Source organism: Kocuria sp. CPCC 205263 (assembly GCF_040981075.1).
Lineage (GTDB): Bacteria > Actinomycetota > Actinomycetes > Actinomycetales > Micrococcaceae > Kocuria > Kocuria rosea.
Map to the genome: position 1 here is coordinate 12,755 of NZ_JAVKPV010000017.1, position 15,347 is coordinate 28,101.

Annotated in this window: 13 protein-coding genes and 2 pseudogenes; 7 read left to right on the top strand and 8 right to left on the bottom strand. The window is 74.5% G+C overall.

Features of this window, described 5'->3' with window-relative positions; genetic code table 11:
- Window positions 1–49 precede the first annotated feature (49 nt).
- Window positions 50–1,111, bottom strand: a complete 1,062-nt coding sequence (locus tag RF647_RS17690) for an iron-containing redox enzyme family protein (protein WP_368812860.1) — start codon at window positions 1,109–1,111, stop codon at window positions 50–52.
- A gap of 191 nt (window positions 1,112–1,302) precedes the next feature.
- Between RF647_RS17690 and RF647_RS17695 the strand changes: the two genes are divergently transcribed.
- The 5 genes and pseudogenes from RF647_RS17695 to cadA all read left to right on the top strand — a co-directional run bounded on the left by RF647_RS17695 (window position 1,303) and on the right by cadA (window position 7,863).
- Window positions 1,303–2,661, top strand: coding sequence for a uracil-xanthine permease family protein (locus RF647_RS17695; protein WP_368812861.1), 1,359 nt, complete (start codon window positions 1,303–1,305; stop codon window positions 2,659–2,661).
- Window positions 2,662–2,810: 149 nt separating this feature from the next.
- A complete protein-coding gene (locus RF647_RS17700) occupies window positions 2,811–3,212 on the top strand; it encodes a hypothetical protein (protein ID WP_017832076.1) in 402 nt (133 codons plus the stop codon).
- Window positions 3,213–3,385: 173 nt separating this feature from the next.
- The gene (locus RF647_RS17705; protein ID WP_368812862.1) at window positions 3,386–3,673 is read left to right on the top strand and encodes a hypothetical protein; all 288 of its coding nucleotides are present in this window, start codon (window positions 3,386–3,388) and stop codon (window positions 3,671–3,673) included.
- A 1-nt stretch (window position 3,674) separates the two neighbouring features.
- A pseudogene (gene ppsA / locus RF647_RS17710) lies at window positions 3,675–6,005 on the top strand (phosphoenolpyruvate synthase); the annotation flags it as partial.
- A 43-nt stretch (window positions 6,006–6,048) separates the two neighbouring features.
- Window positions 6,049–7,863 (top strand): annotated as a pseudogene (gene cadA / locus RF647_RS17715) (cadmium family heavy metal-translocating P-type ATPase).
- A gap of 9 nt (window positions 7,864–7,872) precedes the next feature.
- Here cadA and RF647_RS17720 read toward each other — a convergent pair.
- The 4 genes from RF647_RS17720 to RF647_RS17735 all read right to left on the bottom strand — a co-directional run bounded on the left by RF647_RS17720 (window position 7,873) and on the right by RF647_RS17735 (window position 9,903).
- Window positions 7,873–8,301: a universal stress protein gene (locus RF647_RS17720; protein WP_368812863.1), complete on the bottom strand. Its 429-nt coding sequence runs from the start codon at window positions 8,299–8,301 to the stop codon at window positions 7,873–7,875.
- Window positions 8,302–8,386: 85 nt separating this feature from the next.
- On the bottom strand, window positions 8,387–8,815 hold the full coding sequence (locus tag RF647_RS17725) for a universal stress protein (protein WP_368812864.1): 429 nt from the start codon (window positions 8,813–8,815) through the stop codon (window positions 8,387–8,389).
- Between the two features lie 76 nt (window positions 8,816–8,891).
- Entirely contained in the window at window positions 8,892–9,323 is a 432-nt protein-coding gene (locus tag RF647_RS17730; RefSeq protein WP_368812865.1) for a universal stress protein, read from the bottom strand.
- A 163-nt stretch (window positions 9,324–9,486) separates the two neighbouring features.
- Window positions 9,487–9,903 (bottom strand): Hsp20/alpha crystallin family protein, encoded by a 417-nt coding sequence (locus RF647_RS17735; RefSeq protein WP_031282283.1) that lies wholly within the window; start codon window positions 9,901–9,903, stop codon window positions 9,487–9,489.
- A gap of 284 nt (window positions 9,904–10,187) precedes the next feature.
- On the opposite strand from RF647_RS17735, the gene RF647_RS17740 reads away from it, so the two are divergent.
- Window positions 10,188–10,706: a hypothetical protein gene (locus tag RF647_RS17740; protein WP_368812866.1), complete on the top strand. Its 519-nt coding sequence runs from the start codon at window positions 10,188–10,190 to the stop codon at window positions 10,704–10,706.
- A 19-nt stretch (window positions 10,707–10,725) separates the two neighbouring features.
- Here RF647_RS17740 and RF647_RS17745 read toward each other — a convergent pair whose 3' ends face one another.
- Together RF647_RS17745 and RF647_RS17750 are read right to left on the bottom strand one after the other, a co-directional pair.
- Entirely contained in the window at window positions 10,726–12,051 is a 1,326-nt protein-coding gene (locus RF647_RS17745; protein ID WP_368812867.1) for an erythromycin esterase family protein, read from the bottom strand.
- Entirely contained in the window at window positions 12,048–13,403 is a 1,356-nt protein-coding gene (locus tag RF647_RS17750) for a phosphoribosyltransferase family protein (RefSeq protein ID WP_368812868.1), read from the bottom strand. Before RF647_RS17750 ends, RF647_RS17745 begins: the two co-directional genes overlap by 4 nt.
- Before the next feature lie 271 nt (window positions 13,404–13,674).
- Between RF647_RS17750 and RF647_RS17755 the strand changes: the two genes are divergently transcribed.
- On the top strand, window positions 13,675–14,253 hold the full coding sequence (locus RF647_RS17755; RefSeq protein ID WP_368812869.1) for a hypothetical protein: 579 nt from the start codon (window positions 13,675–13,677) through the stop codon (window positions 14,251–14,253).
- A 24-nt stretch (window positions 14,254–14,277) separates the two neighbouring features.
- On the opposite strand, the gene RF647_RS17760 is transcribed toward RF647_RS17755, so the two are convergent.
- The gene (locus tag RF647_RS17760; RefSeq protein ID WP_035925933.1) at window positions 14,278–15,324 is read right to left on the bottom strand and encodes an enoyl-CoA hydratase/isomerase family protein; all 1,047 of its coding nucleotides are present in this window, start codon (window positions 15,322–15,324) and stop codon (window positions 14,278–14,280) included.
- Window positions 15,325–15,347 lie beyond the last annotated feature (23 nt).

Consider the following 15,347-nt stretch of genomic DNA (forward strand, 5'->3'; position numbering starts at 1 on the left):
GCGGCCGGTCCCGGGGCCGCCCGGGCGTCCTCGGGGCGGTGCGCCGCGCTCACCGGACGAGCTCCGCGGCGCCGTGCGGAGACGGCTCCGCCGCGGCCGGGCGCAGCGCAGACTCCCCCGCCTCCCACCGCGCGAGCGCGTGGCGGGCGGCGAGCGCGTCCAGGTGCAGGACGCAGCGCGCGCCGAAGAAGACGTCCGCCGCGACGGCGGGCTCGTCGACCACGAGGCCGCCGGCCATGTCCCGGGCCGCGATCTGCTCGTGGGCGGCGTCGGCCTCGACGTGCTCGTCGTAGAACGCCGCCGCGGCGGGAAGTCCCAGGCGGTGGAAACCGCGCGCCAGGAACTTGGAGGGCACCGACGACGTCATTTCGTACATCGCCAGGTGCCCCACCACCGCGCCGCGCAGCCGGCGGTGCAGACCGAACATCGTGACGGTGTTGACCCCGGCGAGCCACTCGGCGGGCACCCGGTCCACGGCGCAGCCATAGGAGTCGTCGAGGCCGGCCTCGCGCATCCCGGCCGCGAACAGGGCCGAGTGCATGCGCGCGGCGTCGCCGCCGCCGTACTCGTCGACCTGGATCTCGATCAGGCCGGCCTTCGCCCGGCCGCTCAGCCGGGGGATGCCCCAGGTGTGCGGGTCGCCCTCCATGAGCTGGTAGACGGACTTCAGCTGCAGGAACTCCCGGGCCTGCTCGGCGTCCGCCCGGCCGGAGAGGTGGCGCGCGAGGCTCGGCCCGTCGTCGTCGGCGGCGATGGCGAACAGGGCGTCGGCGACCGCCTGCGGCGTGCCGGGCACAGTGTCGGCGGGCAGCTCCGCGCGCAGCTCGGCCTCGAGCGCGCCGGAGAGGACCTCCCGCGCGCGCAGCAGCTCGGGGTCGCTCTCCCAGCGGTCGTCGACCCCGTCGACGCCCTGGTAGTGCAGGGCATGCAGGACGAACAGGCTGAGCTGGACGTCGTCGTCGGCGAGCACGCCGTCCGCGCGGGACACGGCGGCGCGGGCGGCCGCCGGCAGCGCCCCGGCCCGGGCCTCGGCCCCGGGGGAGCCGGGCTCCTCCCGGAGCACCGCGAGGAGGTCCTCGCCGAGCGGCCCTCGTGGCTGTGGCTGACGCATGTGTCGACTCCTGTCCGGATGATGGGGGTGATCGCCCACCATCATAGTTTCCATCACCGTGCTGATCATATGGACGGCGTCCGACAGCGCCGGGGCACCGGGTCCGGGACCCCCTCTCCGACCGGCGGGGCACCGAGTACAGTGGTGGAGGCCCGGATCCGGGCTCCCACCCCGCCGTCGAGGAGACCCGCATGAGTTCCCCCGTGCCCGGACGCACCATCGCCACCCGCCTCGGCCTGGGCTGGCGCCTCCACGGCGACGGCCGCACCGTCACCGCCGGGGAGGTCGTCAGACCGCGGGAGCGGCTCACCTGGCCCCGGACGGTCACCATCGGCGCGCAGCACGTGGTCGCCATGTTCGGCGCCACGTTCCTGGTGCCGCTGATCACGGGCTTCCCGCCCTCCACCACACTGTTCTTCTCCGGCGTGGGCACGATCCTGTTCCTGGTGGTCACCGCCGGCCGGGTCCCCTCCTACCTCGGCTCGTCCTTCGCCTTCATCGCCCCGATCACCGCCTCGATGAACCAGTACGGTCCCGGCGGCGCGCTGGGCGGCGTCCTCATGGCCGGCGCGGCGCTGTTCCTCATCGGCCTGGTGGTGCAGTTCGCGGGCACCGCCTGGCTCCAGAAGCTGATGCCGCCGCTGGTCACGGGCACCATCGTGGCGCTCATCGGGTTCAATCTGGCGCCGTCCGCGAAGGACAACTTCATGGAGGCCCCCGTCACCGCACTGGTGACGCTGTCCTCCATCATCCTCGTCTCGGTGCTCTTCCGCGGCCTGCCCGGGCGACTGTCGATCCTGCTGGGCGTGGCCATCGGATACGTCACCGCGGTGCTGCGCGACGAGGTGGACTTCAGCCGGATCGACACCGCCTGGCAGCAGCAGGGCCTCTTCGGGCTGCCCCCGTTCCAGACCCCCGAGTTCCACCTGCCCCTGATGGGCCTGTTCGTCCCCGTCATCCTCGTGCTGGTCGCCGAGAACATCGGGCACGTGAAGTCCGTGGCGCTCATGACCGGCGACGACCTCGACCCGTACATGGGGCGGGCGATCATGTCCGACGGGCTCGCCACCATGATCGCCGGCTCTGGCGGCGGCTCGGGCACCACGACCTACGCCGAGAACATCGGCGTCATGGCGGCCACGCGCGTCTACTCGACGGCGGCCTACTGGGTCGCCGCCGTGGTGGCGATCCTGCTGAGCGTCTTCCCGGTCTTCGGCGCCGCGGTGGCCACGGTCCCCGCAGGGGTCCTGGGCGGGGCCGCCACGGTGCTGTACGGGATGATCGGCATGCTCGGCGTGCGGATCTGGGTGCAGAACCGCGTGGACTTCTCGAACCCGGTCAACCTCACCACCGCCGCGGTGGCCATGATCATCGGGATCGCCGACTACACGTGGGAGGCCTCCGGGCTGCAGTTCGCGGGCATCGCCCTCGGCACGGCGGCCACGCTCGTGGTCTACCACCTCATGGCGTTCCTGGCCCGCGTGCGGGGGACGGTGGGCAGCGACCCGCTCGCCCCCGACACCACGCGGCTGCCCTCCCCCTTGGGCTGAGCTGCGCCGGACACCCCTCTACTCGTCGGTAGACGAAATGTGCCGGTGAGGGGCCACCTTTCGTGGTGACCCAGGTCTCCTTTCCCCTAGCGTGGAATGCGGGAGGGCCGAGCAGCCGGCCGCGCACCACGAGCTGCAGGGGAGAGACCATGCACCACAAACCGTCCGTTCTCGTCCAGGTCGACCTCGACGGCCGGCACATCCGGCTCGTCGTCAGCGGGTGCGTCACCGAGCTCAATCACCGGGCCCTGTGCCCCCTCGTCCGCCGCGCCCGCACCCTGGCGCCGGACATCGCCGTGGTCGTGGACCTCACCACCGCCCACCACGTCGAACCGGTCGCCGTGGACCTGCTGCGCTGGGCCGCGGAGCACGAGGACGCGGTGCGCGGCACGCCCGCCGTCGACTTCGTCCTCCCTGCCGAGCTCCCCGGCCACGGCACCGTGACCCGGCTCGCCGGGTGGGCCAACGCCCGCCGCCGCCCCGGGGCCCCCGAGCCCGCGCGCCGGGGGGCACGGAGCGGAGCCGCCCCGCGGTCCCGCCTCGCGGGCTGAACCGGCCCGTACCGTCCCACCAGAGGGAGGACACCCGTGAGCACGATCAGCCGCGCCCTGATGGCGCACCCCACCGCCCGCTCCTCGCGCGCGAGGAGCGGGCGGCGGAGGTCCGGTGCATCGAGGCGTGCCTCGAGGTCGCTCAGATCTGCCGGATCGGCGCCGAAGCCTGCGTGGAGGAGGACGCCGTCGCGGACCTCCGCGACTGCCTGCGCGCCGAGCAGGACTGCGCGGTGATCGGCTCGGCCACCGCCCAGGTGCTGGCCCGCCTCGGCTTCCCGGAGCCCGGGGACGGCCGGGCCGTGCTGGTGCCGCTGCTCGAGGCGTGCGGGGCGGCGGCCCGGGCGTGCCGGGACGCCTGCCGTCGGCACGCCGAGGTCTACGAGCACTGCGCCCTCGTGGCCGAGGCGTGCGAGCGGTGCGACGAGGCCTGCGCGGACCTGCTGAACCGTAGGAGCTGACGTGGCCGCCCCCGAGGTCCACTGGTTCGAGGAGCTCGGGATCGCAGACGTCCCCCGGGTGGGCGGCAAGAACGCCTCCCTCGAGCAGATGGTCCGGGAGCTGGCCTCCCGGGGGGTGCGCGTGCCGGGGGGCTTCGCGACCACCGCGGACGCGTACCGGTCCTCCGTGGAGGCCAATGGGATCGGGCCCGCCCTCCGGGACCGGCTCGCGGACCACCGCGCGGGCCGTGCGACGCTGCGGGAGACCGGTGCCGCCGTGCGCGAGCTGTTCCTGCGCGGCGAGTTCCCCGCGGGGACGGCACGGCAGATCCGGCAGTTCTACCGGGAGCTCTCCGCGCGCACGGGCCGCGCCGGACTGTCCGTGGCCGTGCGCAGCAGCGCGACCGCGGAGGACCTCCCGGACGCGAGCTTCGCCGACCAGCAGGAGACGTTCCTCAACGTGGTCGGCGAGGACGAGCTGCTGGAGGCGTGCCGGCGGTGCTACGCGTCCCTGTTCACGGACCGGGCCATCACCTACCGGGAGCTCTAGGGGTCCGACCACCTCGCGGTCGCCCTGTCCGTCGGCGTGCAGGAGATGGTCCGGGCGGACCTCGGCCGCTCCGGGGTGATGTTCTCGATCGACACCGAGAGCGGCTTCCCGCGCGTGGCCGTGATCAGCGCGACGTGGGGCCTGGGCGAGACGGTCGTGCAGGGCACCGTGGACCCGGACAAGTACCTCGTGTTCAAGCCCCTCTTCGACGTGGCGGAGGCCCCGATCGTGGAGCGGACCCGGGGTGCCAAGCTGCACAAGCTCGTCCACGACGACGACACCCCTGCCGGGGCCGCCGCCACCCGGCTCGTGCAGACGTCCCCCGCGGAGCGGCAGGCGTGGGTGCTCGGCGACGACGACGTCCTGCGGCTCGGCCGCTGGGCCGTGCTCGTCGAGGACCACTACGGCCGCCCCATGGACCTGGAGTGGACGAAGGACGGGCTGACGGGCGAGCTGTTCCTGCTGCAGGCCCGGCCGGAGACCGTCCAGGCCGGTCGCAGCGGGACCCGCTTCACGATCCACCACCTCCGGGGCGAGGGGCGCGTGCTCGCGGTGGGCGCCGCGGTCGGGGACGCCGTGGCCACCGGCCCGGCCTGCGTGGTGCGCACCGCGGCGGACATCGAGTCCTTCCGGGACGGGTCGGTGCTCGTCACCGAGACGACGGACCCGGACTGGGTCCCGGTGATGAAGCGCGCCGCCGCGATCGTCACCGACCACGGCGGGACCACCAGCCACGCGGCGATCGTCAGCCGGGAGCTGGGCCTGCCCGCCGTCGTCGGGACCGGGGACGCCTCGCGGACGATCCCGGAGGGCCAGGAGCTGACGGTCTCCTGCGCGGCGGGCGACCGGGGCACGGTCTACGAGGGCACCCTCCCGTTCGACGTCGAGGAGGTCGACCTCGGGGAGCTGCCGGAGTCGCGCACCGCGATCATGGTCAACGTGACGAGCCCCGCCGCGGCCTTCCGCTGGTGGCGGCTGTCGGCCGACGGGGTGGGTCTGGCCCGGATGGAGTTCGTCGTCAACAACATCGTCGAGGTCCACCCCATGGCCCTCGTGCACCCGGAGCGGGTCCGAGACGAGGCGGACCGCCGGCGGATCGCGGAGCTGACGGCGGGCTTCCCGGACGACCAGGAGTACTTCGGGCAGACGCTGGCGCTGGGCCTCGCCAAGCTCGCCGTGCCGTACCACCCCCGGCCGGTGATCGTGCGGCTCAGCGACTTCAAGTCCAACGAGTACGCCCACCTTGTGGGCGGGGCGGCCTTCGAGGAGCCCGAGGAGAACCCGATGCTCGGCTTCCGGGGACCTCCCGCTACTACGACCCCCGGTACCGGGAGGGCTTCGCCCTCGAGTGCCGGGCGCTGCGGCGGGTGCGCGAACGCATCGGCTTCGACCACGTGGTGGTCATGATCCCCTTCTGCCGCACCGTGGGCGAGGCGGACCGGGTCCTGACCACGATGGCCGAGCACGGCCTCGAGCGCGGGCGGCACGGCCTGAAGGTGTACATGATGTGCGAGATCCCCTCCAACGTGGTCCTGGCCGAGCAGTTCGCCACGCGGTTCGACAGCTTCTCCATCGGCTCCAACGACCTCACGCAGCTCGTCCTGGGGGTGGACCGGGACGCGGATGATCAGCGAGGTGATCCGCAAGGCCCACGCCCCGGGCATCCCCATCGGCATCTGCGGCCAGGGGCCCAGCAACCACCCCGACTTCGCCGAGTTCCTGGTGCGGGAGGGGATCGACTCGATCTCCCTGAACCCGGACAGCTTCCTGCGCACCGCGCGGCGGATCGCCGAGACCGAGCGGCGCCTCGCGGGCCCGGGCCCGAGCCCGGGAGCACAATGGACGCATGAGCCTCTCGGCGGGCGCGCGCCCCGACCTGGACGTCGAGCCCGGCCGCGCGGGGCGGCTGCTCGAGTTCCCGCGGCGCTATCCGCTCGTGGCCGTGGGCGCCGTGGTCGTGGGACTGCTGGTCGCCGGGCAGCCGGGGCCGGCGCAGTGGCTGGGCTCCGGGTGGGCCCTGGTCGTGGCCGCCCGGGTGGCGTGGGGCATGGTCGCGGACGTCGTCGCCGGGCACTGGGGCGTGGACCTGCTGGCCGTCACGGCGATCAGCTCGACCGTGGCGGTCGGCGAGTACCTGGCGTCCCTCGTGGTGGTCCTCATGCTCACCGGGGGCCAGGCCCTCGAGGACTACGCGGCGAACCGGGCCCGCAAGGAGCTCAACGCGCTGCTCGAGCGGGCCCCGGTGCTGGCCCACCGGCGGCACCCGGACGGGTCCGTCGAGGACGTCCCGGTCGAGGAGGTCCGCCCCGGGGACGAGCTGCTGGTCCGCCCCGCCGAGGTCGTCCCCGTGGACGGGCGCCTGGTCGGCGCGGAGGCCGACTTCGACGAGTCCTCCATCACCGGGGAGAGCCTGCCCGAGACCCGCCGCGCCGGGGAGCCGGTGCTCTAGGGCGTCCTCAACGAGCAGCAGGCCGTGGTGCTGCGGGCCACTGCCACCGCGGCGGACAGCCAGTACTCCCAGATCGTGGCGATGGTCCGGGAGGCCGCCGAGTCCCGCGCGCCGGTGGTGCGCCTGGCCGACCGCTACGCCGTGCCCTTCACCGCGTTCGCCCTCCTCGTGGCCGGGCTGGCGTGGTGGTACCACGGGGACCCGGTGGTCTTCGCCGAGGTGCTCGTGGTGGCCACCCCCTGCCCGCTGCTGATTGCCGCCCCCGTGGCGTTCCTGGGCGGGATGAGCCGGGCGGCGCGCAACGGCGTCATCATCATCAACGCCGGGACCCTCGAGCGGCTCGCCGCGGTGCGCACCGTGGCCTTCGACAAGACCGGGACGATCACCGACGGCCGCCCCGAGCTGCTGGCCGTCCACGCCCGCCCCCCGTTCCCGGAGGAGGAGCTGCTGCGCCTGACGGCGTCCGCCGAGCAGTACTCCTCTCACGTGCTCTCCGCCTCGGTGCGGGACGCCGCGCTCGCCCGGGGGCTCGTGCCGGCCCCGGCCGAGGAGGCCCACGAGGAGGCCACCCACGGGGTCACCGCCACCGTGGAGGAACGCCGGGTGGTGGTCGGCAAGCGCGCCCACGTGGCCGTGGACGGCCGCTTCGCCGGCACCCTGGTGATGAGCGACCAGGTGCGCGAGGACGCGGCGGCCACGATGGCCGAGCTGACCGCGCTCGGGGTCCGGGAGATCCTCGTGCTCAGCGGTGACGCCCGCGCCACCGTGGAGCACGTCGCCGCGGCGCTGGGCATCACCCGGGTGTTGCCCGAGTGCCTGCCCGAGGACAAGGTCCGCACCGTCCGCAGCGCCCCGCACCGTCCGGTGCTCATGGTCGGCGACGGCGTCAACGACGCCCCCGTGCTCGCCGCCGCCGACGTCGGCGCCGCGATGGGCGCCCGGGACGCGACCGCCGCCAGCGAGTCCGCCGACGTCGTGATCCTCACCGAGGACCTCGCCAGGACCGCGACGGCGGTGCGGATCGGCCGGCGCACCATGCAGGTGGCCCTGCAGAGCATCTGGCTGGGCATCGCCCTGTCCGTGGTGCTCATGCTCGTGGCCGCCACCGGGGCGATCCCCACGATCCTCGGCGCCCTCAGCCAGGAGGTCGTGGACCTCCTGGCCATCCTCAACGCCCTGCGCGCCCTGCGCGGGCCCCGCGGCGAACGGTGACGGGCCGGCTCAGTGCCGGACCACGAGCACCGGGCAGTGGGCGTAGGAGACGCACGCGTGGGAGACCGAGCCCAGGGATGAGCCGAGCAGCCCGCCGCGGCCGCGCCGGCCGAGCACGAGCAGCTGCGCGGTCTCGCTCTCCGCGATGAGCCGGCCTGCCGGACGGCCGTGCGTCACCGTGGTGGTCAGCCGGCCGGGGACGTCCTCCCCGAAGACGGCCGCGACCGTGCGCGCGAGGATCCGCTCGTGGTTGGCGCGCAGCGCCTCATGGTCGACGAGGAGCTCGGCGTCCAGCACGGTGGGGTCCCCCGCGCACGCGATCGCCTCGAGCGGGACGTCGAGAGCCGCCGCGAGCCTCGCGGCGAGCCGCAGGGCCTCCATCGAGGACTCCGAGCCGTCGATCCCCACGAGGATCCGCTGGTCCGTCGGTGCGTTCATGACCGAACCTCCTTGTCCGGGCCGGCTGCCGGGAGCCGGCCTGTCGGTGCCGTGTGGCCCGCGCCGGGTGCCCGGCGCCGGCCGGTCAGTGCCGGACGACCAGCACCGGGCAGTGGGCGTGGTCGATGCACGCGTTGGAGACGGAGCCCAGGGCCGAGCCCCGCAGGCCTCCGTGGCCGCGGCGCCCGAGCACCAGCATCAGGGCGTTCTCGCTCTCCTCGACCAGGCGGGCCGCGGCCCGTCCGTGGAGCAGCTCGGCGCGCACGTGCTCCGGGGGGGCCGCGCCGAAGACGTCGGCGACCGTCGAGCGGAGCAGCTCCACGCTGCCGGCCGGCGGCTGGTCCGGGTCGACGGTCCCCCAGCCCTCGTAGACGGGCGGCCCCTCCCAGAACATGAGGGCGGCCAGCGGGACGCCCAGGGCCCGGGCGATCCTGTCCCCCGCCCGGAGGGCCTCCTTCGAGGAGTCCGATCCGTCGATGCCGACGAGGATCCGTTGCTTCGAGGGTGCGTCCATGGCCGAGCTCCTTCGTTCCGGCGCCCGCGGTCCGTGCCCGGGGCGCGCTCCGGCCGCCAGGAACCTGGCGGGCCGCTCAGTGCCGCACCACGAGGACGGGGCACTTGGCGTGGGAGACGAGGGCCGAGGAGACGGAGCCGAGGATCATCCCCAGCACCCCGCCCGTTCCCCGCCGGCCCACCACGAGCATACGGGCCGCCTCGCTCTCCTCGATGAGCCGGGCGGCGGGCTGGCCGCGCAGGAGCCGAGTGGTCAGGTTCGCCGGGCGCTGCTCCCCGAACACCTCGTCGAGGGTGCTCTCGAACAGCTGCTCGCTGCCGCGGCGGAACTCCTCGGGGTCCACCACGCGGTAGCTCTCGTAGAGCAGCGGGTCCTCCCAGCACATGACGGCCTCGAGCGGTGCGCCCAGGGCCTCGGCGAGCCGCACTCCCTCCCGGAGCGCGGCCTTGGACGACCCGGACCCGTCGACTCCCACGACGATCGGGCCTCCGGACGACGGCTCGCCCATGGTGTTCCCCCTTGTTCCCGGCGGGCCGGCCGGTCCGCCTGTCTCCACGATAGGACTCGGTGAGGTCCGTCACAACGCATCCCCGGTCCCGGGGCCCGCATGACGGCCGGCGGGCGGCACCGTCCCGGCCCGCCTGCCGTCGCGCGGGCGGCGCGCAGCGTCCTCAGCCGCGGGTGACCTGGATCTTCCGGGTCGCGGGCGGCTCGACGTGCCCGGCGACGGGGACGCGGACCTCCAGCACGCCGTCGCGGTACGCGGCGCTGATGTCCTCGTCCCGGCACCCGGCGGGCAGCGGCAGGGCGCGGGAGAACGAGCCGTAGCGGAACTCCGAGCGGTAGCCGCCCTTGTCCTTGTGCTCGGTCCGCTCCCTGCGCTCGGCCCGCAGGTGGAGCACGTCGTCGGCCACGGTGAGCTCCACGTCCTGCTCGGGGTCGATGCCGGGCAGCTCCGCCCGGATCACCACGGTGTCGCCGTCCCGGTACTCCTCCACACGGGGCCAGGAGGCCTCGACGTCCCCCTCCAGGAGGCGTCGGAGGGGCTCGAGCATCTCCAGCCCCTCCCTGCGCATCAATCCGGCCATGACCTGACTCCTTCCCGTGGCACCGGTGCCGCGGCCGTCCGGGAGGTCGTCCCGGCCGTCCGGTGGGACCGGTGCGGTCCGCCTCAGACCCTTCAAGCGTAGACACCGCCGATCGGGCGCGTAAGGGCCGCGGGGTCCGGGACGCATGATGACGGGGACCCGCTCTGCCGGCCCCGAGGACACTGTATTCGCAGGTGCGACAGGGCGATGATCGGGGCATCCCCACGGGTCCTGTCGCCGTCCGGCGCCTACCCCGTGGACCGGGAGAGATCGGGGTGTCCGCGGTGGACGACAACGTGATGAAGATCGTCTACACGTTCTTCCTGGGGGCCCTGCTGGCCCTGTTCGTGGGCCTGGGGATCCAGACGTTCTACCCGGGGCCGGAGATGCCGGAGCCGACCGCGGGGATGGAGTTCGTGCCCGAGGGCGGCGCTCCGACCGAGGAGCAGCGCGCGGAGATGGAGGAGAACGACCGGCAGTGGCGGCAGTGGCAGGAGGAGCAGCAGAGCTACAGCCGCGACGTGGCGGTCGTGGCCCTGGGCGCCTCCGTGGTGCTGCTCGGTCTCAGCCTCGTGCTGGAGAAGCGCAACAGGGTGCTGACCAACGGGCTGATGCTGGGCGGGCTGTTCACCCTGATCTACGCCATCGGCCGCAGCTTCGCCTCCAGCGAGACCACCATGACGTTCGTCGCCGTGAGCGTGGGTCTGGCCGTGGTGCTGGTCCTCGGCCACCGGCGCTTCTTCCAGGACCGTCCCCCGGCGGGCGCGCCCGAGGAGGCGCACCGGGAGCCGACGGGCGTCTGAGCCGCTCCGCCGGGACGCCTCAGAAGCCCGTCGGCTCGGTCTCCAGCTCGGGCTCCTCGGGCGGGGCCTCGTGGTGCAGGGGCCGCAGGGCGGCGGTCGTCCCGAACCACAGCAGCGCGTCGTAGCGCTCCCCCATGCGGGTGGGGACGTAGTTGCCGGCCTCGCGCCACGGGTGGTACACCACCCCGACGGCCCGGTGGCCGAACCTCCCGGAGAGCCAGGGCCCGGAGCGGTCGCGGCCGAAGACGAGCACCGCGTCCTCCTCCAGCGCCCGGTGCAGGAGGTCCTCGTGGCTGCCGGCACGCGCCTGCGGGACGGTGAGCACCTCCTCGGTCGCGCCCCACGCCTCCGCCGCGACGACCGTGCCGGTCCAGGAGGCGAGGCCGACCAGGACCACCTCGTGCGCGGGGTGGCGCTCACGCAGCAGCTGGCCCACGTTGACCAGCCCGGCGTCGAACATGTCGGTGGCCCGGGCGTCCCCCACGTGGGAGTTGTGCTCCCACACCAGGCCCTTGGCACCGGGCCCGTGATGGCGGGAGAGCAGGTCCGCGGTGTCCGCCATGTGCTCGTCCCGCACGTTCCAGGACTGCCGGTCGCCCCGCACCATGGTCCGGTAGTAGCGCTCGGCGTCGACCGCCACCATGGCGTTGAGGGCGGCGTCGAACGCGGCGGGGTCCCCGGCCGTCCGGTCCATGGTGCGCCGGCGCACCTCGGTGAGGAGGGCGACGACGTCGGCCTCGCAGCTCTCGGGCACGATCCGCGTCCGCCACGCGTAGCGGTGCGGGTCCTCGTGGAAGGGGACGAAGCACTGCCACGCCTGCAGCGCGGCGGGCAGCGCCTCGGGGGCGCTCGTCCCGAGCCAGCCGATGATCTCCCGCAGCGAGTCCCACAGCGAGTAGACGTCCAGGCCGTAGAAGCCCACCTGCTCGTGGCGGGCCCGGCGGGCGTTCTCCTCCCGGAGCCAGTCGAGGAACTCGGCGACCTCCTCGTTCGCCCACATCCACGTGGGCCAGCGCTCGAAGCCCGCGAGGACGCCGTGGGCGTCGAGGTCCTGGTCCGCCTCGCCGCGCACCCACCGGTTGAGCCGCCAGCAGTCCGGCCAGTCCCCCTCGACCCCGATCCAGGTGAAGCCGTGCTCCTCGATGAGCCGGCGGCTGAGCAGGGCCCGCCACCGGTAGTACTCGTGCGTGCCGTGGGACGCCTCCCCCACGCACACGAACCGGGCGCCGGCGCAGCGCTCCACGAGCGGGTCGAGGTCCTGCGCCGTTTCCAGCGGCCGGGCGAGGGAGCGGATCTCCGCGAGGACCCCGGCCTCCCGGGAGGGCCCGCGCCCGAGCGGGCTCACCGGGACCTCCCGTCGCCGTGCTCCCCGGCCGGGGAGAGGTGGCGCAGGAACCAGTCCCGGGCCAGTGCGGCGGCCTCGGCGAGCGTGCCGGGCTCCTCGAAGAGGTGCGTGGCGCCCTCCACCACGGCCAGCCGGGTGGGGCAGCGCATCGACTCCTGCGCCCACCGGTTGAGGCCGAGCACCTCGGAGTCCTCGCTGCCGACGATCAGCAGGGTGGGTGCCTGCACCGAGCGCAGCCGCTCGTCCGCGAGGTCCGGCCGGCCGCCGCGGGAGACCACGGCCGCGATGGACGCGCCGGGCTCGGCCGCGGCCCACAGGGCGGCGCCGGCGCCGGTGCTCGCCCCGAAGTACCCGACCGGGGACGCCGCGGATCCGGGCTGTTCGCGCAGCCACGCCGTGGCCAGGAGCAGCCGCTCGGCGAGCAGGCCGATGTCGAAGACGTTGCCGCGGTCCGTCTCCTCCCCGGGGGTGAGCAGGTCGAGCAGCAGGGTGCCGAGCCCCGCCTGCTGCAGGACGGAGGCCACGTACTGGTTCCGCGGGCTGCGCCGGCTGCTGCCGCTGCCGTGGGCGAAGACCACCACCCCGGCGCCGGGCCCCGGCAGGTGCAGGTGCGCCTCGAGCTGCTCCCTCCCGGCCGGGATGCGCACGTCGGCGTCGACCGGATAGCCGTGCGCGGCCGGCCCCGCCCGGAGCGGCGCGGGCAGCTCCGGCTGGTGGCGGCGCCGGGCGGCGTCCAGCAGGGCCACCACCTCGTCGTCCTCGGTGGCGGAGAAGTCCCGGTAGTGGTAGCCGACGGCCGTGAAGTACGGCGGGGTCGCGAGGCAGATCACCTCGTCCGCCTCGACCACCCGGCCCAGGGCCTCCTGCGGGGCCACAGGGACGGCCAGCACCACGCGCGCGGCGCCCAGCTGGCGGGCGATCCGGCAGGCCACGCGGGCCGTGGAGCCGGTGGCGATGCCGTCGTCGACGACCAGGGCGGTCCGCCCGGTGAGATCGACCCGCTCCCGGCCCTCGCGGAAGCGCGCCGTCCGCGCCTCGAGCACGGCCCGCTCCCGCGCCTCGATCTGCTCGAGCTGCGCGTCCGTCACCCCGAAGTACTGGAGGGTCCGCTCGTCGAGCACGCGGGCGCCCTCCTCCCCGATGGCGCCCATGGCCAGCTCGGGCTGCGAGGGGACCCCCAGTTTCCGCACCACGATCACGTCCAGCGGTGCGTCCAGGATGCGGGCCACCTCGTGGGCCACGGGCACACCGCCGCGGGGCAGCCCCAGCACCACCACGTCCTGCCCGCGCAGGGACCTCAGCCGCTTCCCCAGCTGCCGCCCGGCCTCGACCCTGTTCTCGAAGACCACCATGGTCCCCACCGCCTCTCCGGCGGGCGCGCGGCCCACCGCCCTCCGGTGCTCGCCCGGCTCCGTTCGCGTCCCCGGGTCCCCTGGGCCGCCTCGGAGGACTCCAGCGTAGGCAGGCGGGGAACGCGGTGGAAGGCCCGCGGTCCAGGTGACGGACGTGGACAACGGAGCAGGCCCGCCCCACAATGTGAGCACGCCCCGGCGGCCGGCCGGCCTCGGACCCGGGCGCCCCGGACGGACGTCCCGCACCGGCGGGGGAGACGGAGCACGCCGCATGGAGGACCGCACGCAGGACAGCGCCGAGGACCGCACGGACGGCAGGGTCATGCGGACGGTCTACACGTTCTTCCTGGGGCTGCTGCTGGCCCTGTTCGTGGGTCTCGGCGTCGCCACGGTCCACCCCGGCCCGGAGGAGCCCGCGCCGCCCCCGGCGGTCGCGATGGCGCGGGAGACCCGCGAGCTCGCCCCGGAGGAGCAGCAGCAGTGGGCGGCCTACGAGCGCGAGTGGGAGGCGTGGGAGGTCGAGCAGATGCGGTACAGCCGCGACGTCGGCGTGATCGCCCTGGTCGCGTCCGTCGTGCTGCTGGTGGCGAGCCTGGCGGTGGAGCGGCGCCGGCCGGTGCTTGCCCACGGCGTGCTGCTCGGCGGTCTGTTCACGCTGCTGCACAGCGTGGTCCGCAGCCTGGTCTCGCAGGACACCGTCGCCTCGTTCGCCGTGGTCACCGTGGCGCTGGCCGTGGTGCTGTACCTCGGCTACCGCCGGTTCGTGGACCGTCCCACCCCGGCCGGTGACCGGTGGGGCCCGCCCCGCCCGGTGGTCAGCGACAACGGGAAGCACCCGTCCCGCCGCTGAGCGCACCGGGCGGGTGCCGGCCGGTCAGCGGGGCAGCGGCAGCTTCTCGTCGAGCACGGCCCGGACGGCCGCGACGTCGACGTCCGTGACGGAGGCGTGCTCCCAGGCCGGCCGGTTGTCCTTGTCCACGAGGACCGCCCGCACGCCCTCGGCGAAGTCGGGGCGGGCGATCGTGTCCGCGGCGAGGCGCAGCTCCCGCTCGAGGCAGGAGCGCACGCTGTCGTCGGCCGCCCCGCGCTCCAGCAGCTCGAAGGTGCGCACCAGCGAGGAGGGGCTCATCCCCGCGAGGTCCTCCGGCGCGGCGGCGACGATCTGCTCGAGGGTCGGGGCGCCGTAGCGCTCCTCGATCTCCTCCCACCGCGCCACCACGGAGGACGGCTCGGGCTCGCGCGCGAAGCGGGAGAGGGCGTCCTCCGGGCCCTCCTCCACCACGGCCCCGGCGAGGGCCTCGAAGTCCTCGTCCGCCACGAGGACGTCGGCCAGCCCGAGGGCGACGGCGTCCGCGCCGCCGAGCCGCTGCCCGCCGAGGGCGAGCCAGCGGCCCACGGCCAGGCCCGGTTCGCCGCGGTGGTCCGGCCGGGAGACGCGCGGCAGGAACCAGGAGGCGCCGATGTCGGTGAAGAAGCCGATCTTCGTCTCGGGCATCGCCATGACCGTGGAGGGACCCACCACGCGGTGGGAGCCGTGCACGGAGATGCCCATGCCGCCGCCCATGCAGATCCCGTTCATGAGCGCCACGTAGGGCTTGGGGTAGTCCGCGATCAGGCAGTCGAGGGCGTACTCGACGGCGAACACCCCCGTGGCCTCCTCCGTCCGTCCGGCGAGCACGGCGTCGCGGACCTCCCGGATGTCGCCGCCGGCGCACCACGCCCGCGGGGAGGCGGAGGTGACGAGCACGTGGCGCACGGCGTCGTCGTCCCGCCACGCGTCGAGCGCGGCCTTGAGGTCCCGGTACATCTGTGCGGTGAGGGCGTTGAGCTGACGGGGCCGGTTGAGCACGATGTGCCCGGTGCCGTTGCGGACCTCGGTCAGGACGTGCTGCGCGGTGCCGGTCGTGGCGGTGTCGGTCATGGCTCCCACCCTGCCACGGGCCG